Raw genomic sequence first — 15,265 nt, forward strand, 5'->3', positions numbered from 1 at the left:
ATCAGTGGTTGTGCGGATCAAAGCCGCCTTTGGCAATCTCAGAGGCCACAAAAAATGCGCCCCGCAAAACGACTCGTTGGCCCGCAGCCAGGCCGGAAACCTCACGGAGCCCACCAATTGAGCGACCCAGCTCCACTTCCACGGGTTCATACTCGCCTTCGGCCTCTTCCACATAGACCGTCCAGTCACCGTCCGCGCCACGCATCAATGCAGTCTCCGGCACGGCAAGCACCGGCTCGCTGGTCTTAAAACGAAAATACACATCTGCGAACATTCCTGGATGAAAACGATCTTCAGGATTGTCCAGCTCCAGCCTGACAATCCGGGTGCGGGTCACAGGATCAATGGTGTGGGCTTCCTGGGACACCGTTGCCAGGGCCACACGACCAGCTGCCCTGACTTCGGCTTCCGCGCCCTTCTCAAGAACAATGTCGGAGCTTGCTGGCAGATGGGCTTCTACCCAAAGTTCACTCTCGTCAGCAAGAGTCACCAGCGGCTGGCCAGCCTCAACTCTTTGTCCTTGCTCAAAGTCATCGGTCAGCACTGCGCCATCCACGCGAGCCCTTAGCATGTATTCACCGAGGCTACCCACGCCACTGGCCTTCAGTGCACCAATGTCATCATCGTTTAGCCCGTAAGCAAGCAGAGTCGCGCTTGCCGCCTCAATATTGGCTTTCGCGGTATTGAACCGCTGATCACCCACCACGGAACGACCCAGCCCGCTGATTCGCTTCCATTCAGGAAAAGCTTTCCTGTAATCCGCCTGCGCCTGTGCCACTGTCTCACTGAACAGGGTTACCAGCAGCTGGCCTTTGGTTACGTGCTCACCCAGTTCCACGTGACGCCGCAGCACCACTGAGGCAACCCGGGGGGACACGTGATAGCTGGTATAACCGTTGGTTAGCAGCTCACCGGGCGCGTAAATTTCATAGTCAACGAGCCGGCTTTCGAGCGTTGCCACTTCAATGCCGGCCAGATCTTTCTGTTTGGCGTTGATGCTTGCGGTGGCCGCTTCTTCATGGCCACCGTTCTCGTCTTCGTGGCCGTGCCCCCCTTCCTCTTCATGCTCACCTTCTTCACCATGATCTTCCTTATGCTCGCCCTCCTCACCGGTGACTTCCTGACGATCGTCGCCACTGGCAGCATGATCATGGCCGGCTTCCTGATGAGCATCTTCCTCTGCCTGTACAAAAGAAAGTGGGGCTGTAAGCAACGTCAATGCGAATACAGAAATCAGAGTTTTTTTCATAATGAATATCCAGTTTCCAGACTATTTTTGGAAGGGGGTGATCAGTTCGCCAGACTGACTCAAGAGCTCAATCAGACCCAGCTGCGCCTGCTTTTCCAGTTCAATACCGGTTTTCAGGCTCTCCGCGCGCTGGCCCAGCGCCTGGAGATACTCAGAGGTGGAGAGGTCGCCGACCTGCCACTGCTTCTCAAGCAAATCGGCACTTCGCTGTACACGCCTCTGGGAGAGTTCTGTCCATCGGCTGAGTTGGGTGTCGTATTGCTTCCAGGCAGCTCGGGCGCCCGCCAGACCATACTGCTGCTTCCGATAAAGTGCCTGAAACCGAGCCTCGGCCTCTAATGATCGTCGGTTGGCAGCCTGGATTTCGGCACGGTAGTTATTACGGACATTCAGAGGGATCGAGAACGTCAGGCCAACCAGGTTCTCACCGCCATCACGCCCTCCGCTCAGCCCGACCGTGGGAGATGCCGCCGCTCTGCGACTGACCACCTCGGCTTCGCTCCGCAGCACCTGCCACCTCGCGCGGGCAGCAGCAATTGACGGATGATCCAGCAAATTGTCGTTATCGACCCTGGAAGCAAGAGCCGGCCAAATGTGCCCGGGGATCCCCCCATCCTGAGGCCGCCAATCCGGCAGAAGCTCTCTGACCCGGGCTTGCGCCTGATCAACCGCAGCCTTTGCCTGGGCGAGCTCACTGAGCTGCTGAGAAAGGCTTTTTTATGGAGTCCACATTTTAAACAGTAAGCTAATGTAAGTTAAAGACTATTTTCTGTGAATATGCGTATTTTCCTGAGTGCTTGATTCAGGTCATGTCGAGAACACGCATTTGATGTATAAGTCGTTGAACGATGGGCTTATTGAATTGAATCGGTTTAATTTTTGAAGTTTCGATTCAATCGATGATATCGAATGAAGCGGTGCAAAGAGGCAGGTGTCACGCACAAAAAACCCCGCTCCTGGGAGCGGGGCGCTAAATAAAATTAGCTAGTTAAGCGGTGGCGCTTAGAAGTTGAAGCCGAAGTTGGACTGCACGCTGGTGTGCCAGTCGCCGTCGGTCGGCGAACCGAAGTAGCCGAGGGCGTTCTTGTTGGCAATGACGCTGAACCAGGCGTAGTACGGGCCGGCGGTGACCTTCATGCCCAGGTCGTTGAGCATCGGGTTGTCGACATCGCCGCCATCGCCGCTCGGCGAGTAATCGCCGTTCGGGCTGATGTAGCTGAAGTCGTTGTAGAAGTAGAGGTTGTCGATGTCGCCCCAGTCGACGTTCATGCTGTACGCCAGGCTGGCGGAGTACATCTGGCCTTCGGCGGGGATCAGATAGTTGAAGTTGAACGCCCCGATCTGAATGACGTCATCGGAGACCCCGCTGACCGACTCGTCCGGGTTCTCGGCGTCATATTCGTAGGCGGTGGCCTGCAGCAGCGTGTACCAGTTGCCGTAGCTGCCGTTCAAGCCCAGAGCGGCCTGCCAGTTGTCGCCGCTCTCGTTGGTGTTCTGGTTGTAGAGCTGACCGCCCTTGGCCGAGAAGTTGACCTCGGTGGTGTAGTCGGTGCCCTGACCGAAGGTGTAGGCGACACGGCCGGCGAGCTGGTTCTCGGCGGAGTTGCCCTGGTCGCTGCTGCCGACCGGGTTGGCGCCGTAATGCTCGTTGCTGTCACCCAGCTGGTCGCTCTTGAAGAAGGCCAGCGAGGTGTCCCAGGCGCCCTGGGTGTGATCCCACTTGATACCGGCGTTCTGGTTGTCGTTGAAGCCGGAGAGATACGGCAGGGTGCCGTACCAGCCGAGGTAGCCGTAATCCATGTTGCCGAACGGTGTCTGGACCAGGCCCACCTTGACGGTATCGTTCTCGGTGGCCTGATAGCCCATCCAACCGCTCTTGAGGAACTGGTAGCCATCATAGAAGCGATATTCGAACGAATATAAGAAGTTACCGTGCTCACCGTTCAGTGCCAGGACGAACTTGCGGAAGTCCATGTCGCCGGCAGTGTCCTTGTCGACCTGATCCCAGTCGTTGTAGGTCGCGTTCAGCTGGAGCGTACCGCTGATCTGCGAGTTCTGGATCGACTCGAGCAGCGAGCGGTTTTCCTCGGCCAGTTCACGGGTCTGCGCGACGTCCTGGCTGTCGGACGCCGCCGGCGTGGACTGCTGGGCTTCGAGCTGCTGCTCCATGCGCTCCACCTGGGCGCGCAGAGCATCCAGCTGACGCTGCATGGCTTGGGTGTCTTGTTGTGCCAATGCCGGTGCGGCGAATGCCAGTGTGCTGGTAACGCCGAATGCGAGGCCAGCTGCCTTGAATGATCGTTGTGTCACTTTCTTTTCTCCGTTTCCTGCTTAAGGTCGTGAGTCATAGGAAGGGCGGGTTTGCCCATGCAAACTGACGCCAAGGGAAACAACGAACCGGGGTTCGTGCGAAAGCCCGTACATGGGTGCGCAAGAGCACACTCGCCCCGTGAGCGAGGGCGATTGCCATGCTTGGCGGGCCATGTAGTGGGAGACGGTTCAGAAGTTCCCTGAATTTTCTTGATTTCTCGTTATGGGGCGCATCATACCGAAACACATCGGATACATAAACCGGTGTTATGAAAATGAGGGGAATGCCTAGGTTTTGTACGAAAAGTCAGCTCGTAGACAGCGGCTTATGCAAGCCAGGCATACCATGGCGCGAAAGCTACGGGCCAGCTTGTCATAGCGCGTCGCAATTCGTCGTATCTCCTTGAGCCAGCTGAAGGCGCGCTCTACCACATTGCGCTCCCGATACTTGGGCTTGTCGAACCCTCGGGGAAGCCCGGGACGAGGCTTTCGATACATCTTGCGCTGCGCGATGATCGGCTTCATTCGGTATCGATCGCAGTAGCGGCGCAAGTCATCGCTGTCGTAGCCCTTGTCGGCCACGATATAGCGGCAACGCTTGCGGGGTCGCCCCGCCTTTCCTGGCAGGCGGATCGTCTCCATCGTGGGCATGAAATGGCGGGTGTCGGCGTCTTGACCCGGTGACAGCGTGAAGGTCAGCGGCCATCCATGTCGATCGCAGACCAGGTGGAGCTTGGTGGTCAGGCCGCCCCGGCTGCGCCCCAACGCATGGTCTACCGGTTCGTCCGAGCCCCCTTTTTGCCACCTCCCGAGGCGGCCCGTGTGGCACGAATGGACGTGGAGTCGATCATCCAGGTATCCAGGTCCATCAGGCCATCCTCGCGCAGTTGGAGCTGGAGGTGCGCCAGCACGGCATCGAAAGTGCCATCATCACGCCACTGGCGGAATCGGTCATATACCGTGGACCAGGGGCCGTAACGCTCGGGAAGATCCCGCCATTTGGCCCCCGAGCAAAGGACCCAGAAGATGCCGTTGAGCATCTGCCGGTCATCGCGGCGTGGGCGTCCACGCCCAGCGGGCGTGCCAGGCGAAACGATATCTTCAATCAATGTCCAACCCTGATCGGAAATCTCGTAACGTCCTGCCATGACCCCGCCTCATTCACGAGGGTGCTGATTGAGCGGTCTGAAGGTACTGACTGGTGGCATCGCTTATCAGGATCGGCTTCTTCAGCGCGAATAGCTGTTGAGTAATGCCAAAACGCTGAAATTTCCCCGCTTCCTTATAGCTCTTTGGAATCAATGGCGACCGTCCAAGCAGCCGTGATCGCCGCCCGCCGCTCCGGTCGCTCGCTTTCTGATGCTGTGGTGGTCTCGCAGAAGCGTCAGCTCAGTGCGGTCAGCTTCGGCAGCCCCTTCAGCAGCGTCGGCCACCACTTGTCGGCGGCGGCACCCAGATGAACGGTGATTCGCCGAGCGTGCAGTCTCAGCGTGGCGGCGACCTTCAGCACCTGCTCGCGCATCCGGCTGAGGCTCCAGCCTTGCCGGGTCTGCCGCTCCAGCAGGCAGCGCAGGCCATGCAGGACCTGGTAGGCGTAGAGGCTGAGCAGCAGGCTCACCTCGTTGCGTGCCATCACGTCCTGAACGGTGGAGGCGCCGCGATCGGTCGACGAGAGGTGCACGTCGAGCGCCGACTTCACCTCGCCCATGTGCGCCTCGGCGCTGCCGCGCTTGCGGTAGAGCGCCAGGACCTTCTCCGGCGGCCAGTCGAACTTGCCGAGGTTGGTGACCAGGAAGAAGGCATGCAGCAGCAGGTCATCGGGGCGTTCCTGCACCACCAGCACCACGCGACGCGGTGCCGACCAAGAGCCCGCTTGATACTCCAGATCGTGGCACCACTCGCGAGGCTGCTCGGGTGGCCGGCCGGGTGGCCGCTTCAGGTGCGGTGCCGCCAGTTTCTGCAGGCCGGAGTGACTGCGCAGTCGGCCCAGGTACTCGATGTCGCACTCTTCCAGGGCCTCCAGCGTCGCGTTGTCGGTGAAACCGGCGTCGATGCGCACCCGAACCTGGGCGCCGGTGCTCTCGTTGAGTCGCCGCACCAGATGCGGGATCCAGGTGTCGGCGTTCTCGGCCGGGCCGGCGTTGCCCTCGCGCAGCAGGCCGCCCACCATGTCGCCGGTTTCTGCCAGCGAGGCGACCAGCGGTGAATAGATCCGCGCGCCGTACAGGCCATGATAGGCCGAGCCGCCCTGGTGGCCGTGGACCTCGATCGGCAGGCCGTCGATGTCCAGCGTCAGCTGCTTGGGGCGCTCGCCGTTCTTCAGCGCGGTCAGGCGCCAGATCACCAGTCGCAGCAGGCCTTCGTGCACGGCATCGATATTGTCGCAGCGCCCGAGGCAGGTCAGCAGCCGCGACAGCGTGGCTTGAGAGGGCCGGTCCTGGGCCAGGGGCGTTGTCCCGCGCGCATCGCTGCAGGCCAGCTGCCAGAGCGGATCACGGCGCAGCGTGTCGGTATCGCTGAGGTCGATCCAGCCCATCGCACGCTGCAGCACCAGGGTACGCAACTGGCTGGCCAGCGAATGAAGGATGCGCAGCGGGTGGCGTCGATCGACCAGATTGTCTTCCAGCGCCTCAATCACGCCGCTGTTGTCGAGGGCCTCACGCAACAGCAGAGCGCCGCTGTCGCTGGTAGTGCGCTGGCCGCTCAGCTCAACACGGACAGCGCCGTTGCATGAGGGCGTCCAGGTGGATAGGCTTTCACCCATAGCGGATGGCTCTCTTGGTTCAGATTCTTGGCGGAACACACTGAATTTTCAAGAGAATACCATCCGCTATCTTCGTTTTCGGGCCGGCCTCATGAATAAGCCGGGTTGAGGAATACGAAATCGAACTGATTGGAAACTTTTTTCAAGACACTGAGAGCGCTGCGGGCTTGTTCATTGAACTGTCAAAAGAACATGGCCAAAAAGCCGGTGGAGTGACCCTTGGGTCACTTTACGAGAGACAGCTATACGCGCATTACAGCATCCTGACGAACCTTCTGGTTAGCCGCTCATTTGGCGAAGACGACGAGCAGCTTGAGCCCACTGGCTCATTACAGTTCGCCTACACGAAGTCTGACACGTTTCAGCCAGGGCTGGAGTATTACGGGGCCGAAAACAACCATTTGATGGGACCTGCCATCCTGGCTGAGTTCAGAATGGGTTCCAGTATTCTGGAACTCCAGGCGGGCGTTGCATTTGGCCTCACTACGGACTCAGACGATATGATCTATCGCTGGGAACTGGAGATAGAACTGTGATGGCGGCCCGCAACCAAAAGCCGCAGAACCGCCATCCAGTTTCCAGAGCACTAGCTTGAAGCAGGCTCCAGTGCACTCTCACCGGTTTCGCCGTCCTCGATACGAACAGCCCGAACCAGGCGGGATACAAGTACCTTGCCGTCACCCGGGTGCCCATCCTGGGTTCTGCCCGTTCTGACAATGAGTTCCACAACTTCACCAGCGACATCATCGGTCGCTACGTCTACTTCCAGCTTGACCATCTTCACTTTCTCCAGAGGCGACTCATCGCCGACCAGATGACCAAATTCGCTGAGAGGCACGACAGCAATGCTTGTCACGCCCTTGACTCTGGCCAGAGCATCAACCACATGCCCTGCCATAACCTCTCTGACATAAGCCTTTATTTCATACATAAACCGTCTCCAGACTTCAGACTTCAACGTCACGACGTTCGGATGCAAACCACTGATACACGCTGGGCAACACTACCAACGTCAGCAACGTTGACGTGATCAGACCGCCAACCACAACCGTTGCCAGTGGCCGTTGGACATTAGAGCCAATGCCATCGGCCAGCAGCAGGGGAATCAGCCCCAGAATAGCCACAGAGGCAGTCATCAAAACCGGCCGCAAACGGCGTTGAGCGCCCAGCTTGACCGCTTCAATGACTTCGTAGCCTTCGTCCCGCAACTGATTAATGTAGCTCACCATCACCACACCGTTCAGTACGGCTACGCCAAACACCGCAATGAATCCCACGGCAGCCGGCACCGAGAGGTAAAGCCCCGTAACAAACAGCGCGACAATGCCACCGGTAATCGCAAAGGGCACATTCATGAAGATCAGCACCGCGTAGCGCAGACTGCTGAATGCAGAGAACAGAAGCAGGAAAATAAGCGCCAGGGTAATGGGCACAACGATCGCCAGCCGCGCCATGGCCCTTTCCTGATTCTCGAACTGACCGCCGAACTCCACAAAATAACCCGGCGGCATATCCACTTGCTCCTCGATCCGCTTGCGCAAATCCTGAACAACACCGCCCATATCGCGGCCACGAACGTTCATCTGAACATACTGACGACGACTGGCGTTGGAGCGTGAAATTTTCTTGGGGCCGGCGTACATTTCAACATCGGCCACCCGTGAAAGCGGAATAAGCTCGCCGCTGTTCCCTCTGAGTGGAAGCCCTCTTATTTCATCGATGGACCCACGGTAAGATTCTTGCAGCCGGGCAAAAATCTCGAATCGACGGACCCCGTCAAAGATCAGTCCGGCGCCCTGGCCGCCAATGCCGACTTCAACAGTGCTCATTACGTCATCAATACTGATACCGAACTGCGCCAGGGCTTCCCGGTCAGGCCGAATAACGATCTGCTTCTTGCCCGCACTCTGCTGCGCGCGCACGTCCGTTGCACCAGGCACCTCTTTTGCCAGGGCCGCCACTTCCTGACCAATCCGGCCAAGCTCCTTCAGGTCATCGCCGAAAATGCTGGCAACCAATTGTGCCTGGACGCCTGACAGCAGCTCGTCGGTTCTGAGCTGAATCGGCTGGGAAAGGTTATTGGCCAGCCCCGGAACCCGTTGCTCCAATGCCTCTGCAATCTGACTCTGCAGCTCCTCATAGCGCAAATCCTCTCGCCACTGGTCCAGCGGCTTGAGGTTGACCACCGTTGACACCACGTTTACCGGCTCAGGGTCACCGCCGACTTCCGCTCGCCCGATCCTGGCGTAGGTGCCGGTCACCTCCGGAAATTCCTCTATAACAGACTGAACCCGTTTGCCATATTTGATGGCGGATTCCAGGCTGGCACCCGGCGGTAGTGTTGAGCGAACCTGGAAAGTGCCTTCCCTCAGCGTGGGCACGAACTCACTCCCGAGGAAGGGAAATAGCAAGAGGCTACTCGCAAAGGCAATCACTGCAACACCCATCACAATTTTCGGAGCCTTGACGACAGTATCAACCACCGGCTTGTAAAGCCGGTTAAGGAACAGAACCAGCTTCGGCTCTTTGTGTTGTCCACCCATCTTGAATGACAGCGAGGCCAGAACCGGCACCAACGTCAACGCGAGTAACAGCGCACCGATCAACGCAAAACTGATGGTGTAGGCCATGGGCGAAAACAGCTTGCCCTCGACGCCCTGCAGCGTAAATAGCGGCAGAAAGACAATAATAATGATGCCGATGGCAAAGACGATCGGACGAGCCACTTCCCGGGCAGATTCACCTACAAGCCTCAGAACACTGACCTTTTCCTCTGATCGTTCTTCCAGATGTCGGAAGATGTTCTCTATCATCACAACGCCGCCGTCCACCATCATACCGATGCCGATAGCCAGCCCCCCCAGACTCATCAGATTGGCGGACAGGCCCGAAATCCGCATCGCAATGAATGCGAAAAGCACAGACAACGGCAACGTCGCCACCACGATCAGTGTGGAACGAATATTTCCGAGGAACAGATAGAGGAACACCAGCACCAGAACCGAGCCCTCAAGTAACGCTTTCTCGACAGTGCCTATGGCCTTGCCCACCAACTCCGCCTGGGAGTAATACGCTTCGATCTTCAGCCCCTCAGGAAGCGACTTGTTGAGGTCATCGATTTTTGCGTTGACATCCTCGAGTACCTGGCTGGTATTGGTCCCGATCAATTTCATCACGTAGCCGCCCACGGACTCCTCACCCGAGGACACCTGCGCGCCGCGGCGGATCGCCGGTCCAAGGCCAACCTCCGCCACATCCTTGACGTAAATAGGAGATTCGCCCTCACTCTTGGACACAATGATGTTCCGGATATCTTTGATGCCCTCGGTACCTGAATTAACCCAACCGTAGCCCCGAACAATATATTCTTCACCGCCTCGCGTAATGAAAGAGGCGCCTACGTTTCGATTATTCTGGGTGAGAGCGCCGCGGACGTCAGACACTGTCAGGTTCCTAGCCTGAAGCTTCTGCGCATCGATATTGACCTGGTACTGTTTCACTTCGCCGCCGATGGACAGCACACCGGTTACACCCGGCACGGTTCTGAGCTGGGGTTTGACAATCCAGTCCTGGATCGTGCGGATTTCCTGCAAGCTGTACTGGCTCTCGTCCTCAGCTTTCAGGGAATACATCAGGATACGTCCCAAGCCCGTGGTGATGGGTCCTAGTTCGGGTTCCCCCATGCCCTCCGGGATCTGGCGCCTGGCTTCTGAAAGCCGTTCGTTTACCAGCCGCCTGGCGAAGTAGATATCGGTGCCATCTTCGAAATAGATGGTCACCCGGGAAAGCCCGAAAATCGACGTACTCTGAACCTTGGTCAGGTTCGGTATGCCGTACATGCTGATTTCGATGGGATAGGAAATCAGAGTTTCAATATCTACCGGCGACAGGCCGGGACTGGCGGTGAATACCTGCACCATTGTCGGTGTGGCGTCCGGAAACGCGTCCACCGGAAGTTTTTTGAACGAAAAGACGCCGGCAACGATCACGGCGATCGCAAAAACAATCGTCATGAGGCGATTGTTCAGCGCATAATTCACAATTGCGTTGATCATGCTCCCCCCAAAAATTAGTGATCGGCGCTACGGCCGCTGGCAGTAATGGCCGACATCAGATCAAAAGCGCCTACTGAAACCACTTCCGTGCCCGCGCTGATGCCGGACTTGATCTCGATCCAGCCGTTCGCTTCCTTGCCCAGCGTTACCGTAACCGCCTCGTAGGCTCCCGCCTCATCACCTGGCACGAACACAACGTTATCGTCGCCGATGGTCTGAACTGCATCATCCGGAACCAGTGGCAGTGAGGCCTCCGATTCCGTCATGATTCTGGCCGTGGCATAGGTATTCGGGCGAAGGTCGCCCCTCGGAGACTCCAGCACAACGCGAACCGGGATGGTGCGGGTCTTTTCATCGAGCATGCTCGACACCCAGGATACCTGCCCACTGTGAAACCGGTCAGAACTTGAATCCCTGGAGGAAATCTGAACCTCGTCTCCCGTTGAAATCTGGTCAATATCGGATTCGGACACCTGAAGAATGGCCCACAACACCGAGGCATCCGCCACGATGAAAGGCGTATCCGACGGACTCAGCGTTTGCCCCAGACGAACATGCATCTGCTCGACACGCCCCTCAATGGGTGAGCGGAGCGCGTATTGCGCCAGCCCCCCACTGTCACCTGACGACTCGCTGCCGTAAACCGCCAGTTGTTCCCGCACGGAATCGTACTCCGCTTTTGTTTCAAGAAAGGCAGCCTTGGCATCCAGGAACTCTTCTTCACTGGAAATACCCTGTCCCTGCAACTCCCTTTCACGATTGTAGTCAGACTCGGCCGCTTCTTTGCGGGCCTCCAGCGAGATTAACCGGGAGCGAATCCGGGCCAGCTCCACACTGTTCAGGGTTGCCAGTAACTGCCCCTTATTGACACGATCCCCCAGATCAACCGCCAACCCTGTCAGTTTTCCCTCCAGCAGCGGACCAACCTCGGCCACGCGGTCCGGCACATACTGAATCTCGGCAGGTGCCGTAACAATTGCGCCAGCGCGCCCCTTGGCAGCCGCCACAGTCTGAATCGACAGTAACTCTGTCTGCTCCGGCGTCAGATGGATCTGGCGGGACTGGTTTTCCTCTCCGGCATGCTCGGCTTCTTCATTTGCGTGCTGGTCACCCTCGGCTTCTCCGGCAGCGTATGCCTGCGGCATACCCAGAACGCTGACAACGATTAAAAATATCTTCAGATTGCGAATCATTCATTCACCCTCAATATTTAGAGAACGGTACTAAGAGAACGGTCAATTTTGAGTTTCATACCCTCAGGAACCGGCTGACATCGACAGAGCACCTCCTGTGCTTATCTCCAGCGCCCGGACGGCATCGATATAATCATTCTGCGCCTGAACGTATTCCTGCCTTACCGACAGGAGATTGTCCTGTGCTGCCAGAACATCCGAGGCACCGACCTTGCCCGCCCGAAATGCTTTCTGCATCAGTTGTAATGTTTCCTCTGAACGCTCCAGGATCGACTCGTTCATCTGGCGCAGCCGAACGGCGGTGGATTCATACCGGGCCACAGCTGACACAACCTGACGCTCTGTAGCCAGGCGCAAGGCCTCTGCCTCAAGCTCGGAGGTTTTCAGCCGCGCAGCAGCTTGTCTCTGCTCACCGGAATAATCATGAAAAACGGTCAAAGGCATCGACACCCCTGCACCGAAAAGGTTGGAGCCTCCCTCACGATCATAGGATCCGAAGACTTTCAGATTTGGAATCGTCAGGCTTTTCGCAATTTCAAGGCCAGATTCATCCGCTGCAATTCTGGCGGCCGCCGCTTTCAGGTCCGCTCTCTGACTCTGTGCCATCTCGACAAGCTGGCTGGTCGGAGGCAGGTCTTCGGGCGTCACATCAAGCTCGCCGGTCACCCCAACGGCATCGGAGGGGGACACCCCGAGCACTTCGGTAAGGTCAATTTTTGATTGCTCGAGCTTTTGTTCCGCCGAGGCTTTTTGATTCCGGGCCCTGGCAAGCCCAATGACTGCGGTATTGAGATCAATCCGGGTTTGTTTACCCTGTTTTACGGACATTTCAACCAGGTCTTTGGTGCGTTGCATAAGTTCAACGGCACGGGTTGCGGTTTCCAACTCTTTCTGAGCCAGCAGTATCCGGAAATAGGCGGCCCGTACGCGCGCCTTGGTGGCCACCTTCAGGTATTCAAGCTCCTGTTGCCAGGACGTGAGATTGCTCCGGGCACGCGACTGGCCAAGGTCGCCGCGGTTACCCATCCAGATCTCCTGAGTAACCCTAACCCCGTATTCCAGGGACTCATCAGCCTGCTCCGGGGCCTGACGCCCCCCCACCTCAAACTCTGGATTGCTGGGCGCCCAGCGGCTGGCATGGTCAAGCTGGCCCTGCTGCATCGAGACCGCGGCCCGCCTCAAAGCCAATACCGGGCTATTCTCGAAAGCCATCACCATGGCCTGGTTCAGGGAAACAGCCTGGCTGGCTTTGGCCTGCTGATATTCTTTCAGCGACACACTCTCTTTTGCCTGGGCCGACACCATAGGAGAGACGGCCAAGGCTCCCGGAACTATCATCGCGCACAACAACAACCGTTTGTTCATTCAGTATCATCCTGGCTGTTTGACTGAGGTCAGTGAGTCAGCATTTTTGCGTGGGAATCTGGAACGACCTTACAGACAAACCTTTAATACAGTTTGAAATTCAGACACCAGATAATATGTGAGTTTTGGCAGCAGGAGGCAGAGGTAAGGGCGAGGATGTCGAGTCACCCGGCGTTGAGGCGGGCGCCAATGTAGTGCAAGCGGAGCCTGCGAGTGGGTGCGCTCTTTCGCCAGGTGATAGCGCTTTGGGTTCGGACCCAAGGAGAGTCCAAAGGGACCAACTGATGACCGTCAGTTGGCAACGGGGTGCTTGACCATTATCAGCTAGTCACCTCACTTCATCAAGCCAGCATACTGTTCGTCAGCACAGCTACGATCACAGGTATCAGTCTTCTTCCCGCACGACCCACCCTTCGACGGTATCCGCACCGTGCTCGTCTTTCCAAGACTTAAGCACCTTGTGGTTCCCACCCCGGGTTTCGATGACCTCACCGGTGTTAGGGTTTTTGTAGATTTTGAGTTTTCTTTTCCGCCGACGACTCGCGGTCGAGACATTCGAAGCGTTGCTCGAATCGCTGGGCGAAAGCAGCTCGATAACATCCTTGGCCTTCTTGCCGTACTCATTCATCAGAGCTTCAAGCTTGGTTTTAAATTCGATCTCGCTTTGTAGGCGCTGGTCACTCTCCAATGCCTTGAGCTCTTCGGAGAGCTGCTTCAGGAGTTGCTCTTTCTTTGCGTATTCACTTAGCAATGACACAGATTAAATCTTCGCTTTTTGTAACTATTCAGGTGGCTGCGGATGGCATGTCGCCAACCACCTGATTTTTTTGGCATAGTGTGCCTGATCCTTCGGCACGTCTATGCGGTGACATGACCATCAGCGATATCAACGTCGACGAGGCCCTGGAACGGGTCCGGCAGCAGCTCAAGGAAGACCACACGGTCTCGCCTTCCTTGCGTGCTGCCATCGACGTGCTGATGCTGCTGGTCAAGCTGATGGCCGACCGACTGGCCACCAGCAGCCGCAACAGCAGCAAGCCGCCGTCACAAGACCCCAACCGCCAACGCCGTTCCCGGGCCAAGGGCGAGCGTCGCCCTGGCGGGCAACCGGGTCACGAAGGCAAGACGCTGGCGCCGGTCACCGATCCCGACGAGATCGTGTCGTTGCGCGTCGATCGCCGCACCTTGCCCAAAGGGCGCACCTATCGCTCGGTCGGCATCGAAACGCGCCAGGTGCAAGACATCGTGATCCAGGCCGTCGTCACCGAGTATCGCGCCGAGGTGCTGGAGGACGATCTCGGGCGGCGCCATGTGGCGCCGTTTCCCGACGGCGTGACCCGCCCGATCCAGTATGGCCCACGTCTCAAGGCGCATGTCGTCTATCTCTCGCAGTATCAGTTGCTGCCCTATGCCCGCATCCAGGCGCTGCTGGCCTCACAGTGCGATCTATCGCTGAGCACCGGCACGCTGTTCGCCTTCAATCAAGAGGCCTATCAGCGCGCCGAGGCGTTTGCCGAGTGGGCGATCCCGGCGCTGAGGCAAGCCGCGACCGTGCATGCCGACGAGACCGGGATGCAGGTCGGCGGCAAGCGCTACTGGCTGCACAGCGCCTCGAATGACGCCCTGACCTACTTGGCGCCTCACGCCAAGCGAGGTCAGGAGGCCATGGATGCCATCGGCATCCTGCCCTATGTCCAGGGGGTGCTGGTGCATGATCACTGGAAGCCTTACTACCGCTACGCGGATTGCCGCCACGCACTTTGCAACGCCCATCACCTGCGTGAATTGACTGCGGCCTGGGAAAATGACCACCAAAAGTGGGCCAAGGCGCTGCATGATCTGCTGCTGGAGATGCATCAGGCCGTTGACGCTGCCGGTGGCACGCTCTCGCCCGAAGAGGCGCAACGCTGGCGAGTCCGCTATCGGCAGTGCCTGACAGAGGGTGAGACCGAGTGTCCGCCACCGATCCCACCACCACCGGGAAAGCGCGGTCGTGCCAAACGTACCAAGGCACGTAACCTGCTCGAACGTCTCCAGGCGTACGAGGACGACGTGCTGCGTTTCCTCGACGACCCCGCCGCGCCCTTCACCAATAACCAAGGGGAGCGTGACCTGCGGATGACCAAGGTCCAGCAGAAGATTTCAGGCTGTTTCCGCTCCTGGGAAGGTGCCGAGATCTTCTGCCGGATGCGCAGCTTCCTCTCGACGGCGGTCAAGCAGGGCCTGGCAGCGCACACCGCACTAGAACAGTTGTTTGCCGGTGAAGTGCCCGAATTCATGCGTCGGGACGGCCTGGATCAGGCAGCGTGACCTGAATAGTTACCGCTTT

Annotated in this window: 12 protein-coding genes; 2 read left to right on the forward strand and 10 right to left on the reverse strand. The window is 58.0% G+C overall.

Translation table 11 applies throughout. The features are described 5' to 3' along the window. Window position 1: 1 nt before the first annotated feature. From ACWHY3_RS11040 to ACWHY3_RS11060, 5 genes are all read right to left on the reverse strand, one after another. The gene (locus ACWHY3_RS11040) at window positions 2-1,249 is read right to left on the reverse strand and encodes an efflux RND transporter periplasmic adaptor subunit (protein ID WP_075194348.1); all 1,248 of its coding nucleotides are present in this window, start codon (window positions 1,247-1,249) and stop codon (window positions 2-4) included. Between the two features lie 21 nt (window positions 1,250-1,270). Further along, a complete protein-coding gene (locus ACWHY3_RS11045; RefSeq protein WP_448126562.1) occupies window positions 1,271-1,804 on the reverse strand; it encodes a TolC family protein in 534 nt (177 codons plus the stop codon). Between the two features lie 447 nt (window positions 1,805-2,251). Beyond that, window positions 2,252-3,559 carry a hypothetical protein gene (locus ACWHY3_RS11050; RefSeq protein WP_432415260.1) on the reverse strand — a complete coding sequence of 436 codons (1,308 nt, stop codon included), beginning with the start codon at window positions 3,557-3,559 and terminating at the stop codon, window positions 2,252-2,254. A gap of 288 nt (window positions 3,560-3,847) precedes the next feature. After that, a protein-coding gene (locus ACWHY3_RS11055) for an IS5 family transposase (RefSeq protein ID WP_448126563.1) occupies window positions 3,848-4,707 on the reverse strand; the annotation gives its coding sequence in 2 pieces (ribosomal slippage) (window positions 3,848-4,359 and window positions 4,359-4,707; 861 coding nt in all). A 236-nt stretch (window positions 4,708-4,943) separates the two neighbouring features. Further along, the gene (locus ACWHY3_RS11060) at window positions 4,944-6,323 is read right to left on the reverse strand and encodes an IS1380 family transposase (protein WP_399590022.1); all 1,380 of its coding nucleotides are present in this window, start codon (window positions 6,321-6,323) and stop codon (window positions 4,944-4,946) included. A gap of 167 nt (window positions 6,324-6,490) precedes the next feature. On the opposite strand from ACWHY3_RS11060, the gene ACWHY3_RS11065 reads away from it, so the two are divergent. Beyond that, window positions 6,491-6,859, forward strand: a complete 369-nt coding sequence (locus ACWHY3_RS11065) for a hypothetical protein (RefSeq protein ID WP_317307895.1) — start codon at window positions 6,491-6,493, stop codon at window positions 6,857-6,859. A 50-nt stretch (window positions 6,860-6,909) separates the two neighbouring features. On the opposite strand, the gene ACWHY3_RS11070 is transcribed toward ACWHY3_RS11065, so the two are convergent. From ACWHY3_RS11070 to ACWHY3_RS11090, 5 genes are all read right to left on the reverse strand, one after another. Then, entirely contained in the window at window positions 6,910-7,254 is a 345-nt protein-coding gene (locus ACWHY3_RS11070; protein ID WP_448126564.1) for a P-II family nitrogen regulator, read from the reverse strand. 16 nt (window positions 7,255-7,270) lie between these two features. Further along, a complete protein-coding gene (locus tag ACWHY3_RS11075; RefSeq protein WP_448126565.1) occupies window positions 7,271-10,378 on the reverse strand; it encodes an efflux RND transporter permease subunit in 3,108 nt (1,035 codons plus the stop codon). 14 nt (window positions 10,379-10,392) lie between these two features. Beyond that, window positions 10,393-11,571 (reverse strand): efflux RND transporter periplasmic adaptor subunit, encoded by a 1,179-nt coding sequence (locus ACWHY3_RS11080; RefSeq protein WP_448126566.1) that lies wholly within the window; start codon window positions 11,569-11,571, stop codon window positions 10,393-10,395. A gap of 63 nt (window positions 11,572-11,634) precedes the next feature. Beyond that, window positions 11,635-12,936 (reverse strand): TolC family protein, encoded by a 1,302-nt coding sequence (locus ACWHY3_RS11085; protein ID WP_448126567.1) that lies wholly within the window; start codon window positions 12,934-12,936, stop codon window positions 11,635-11,637. A gap of 385 nt (window positions 12,937-13,321) precedes the next feature. Next, window positions 13,322-13,693 carry a histone-like nucleoid-structuring protein, MvaT/MvaU family gene (locus ACWHY3_RS11090; RefSeq protein ID WP_087721122.1) on the reverse strand — a complete coding sequence of 124 codons (372 nt, stop codon included), beginning with the start codon at window positions 13,691-13,693 and terminating at the stop codon, window positions 13,322-13,324. Window positions 13,694-13,806: 113 nt separating this feature from the next. Here ACWHY3_RS11090 and tnpC point away from each other — a divergent pair, with 113 nt between their 5' ends. Next, a complete protein-coding gene (gene tnpC / locus ACWHY3_RS11095) occupies window positions 13,807-15,246 on the forward strand; it encodes an IS66 family transposase (protein WP_023004967.1) in 1,440 nt (479 codons plus the stop codon). Window positions 15,247-15,265: the final 19 nt, after the last annotated feature.

Source organism: Salinicola sp. NYA28a (assembly GCF_976982775.1).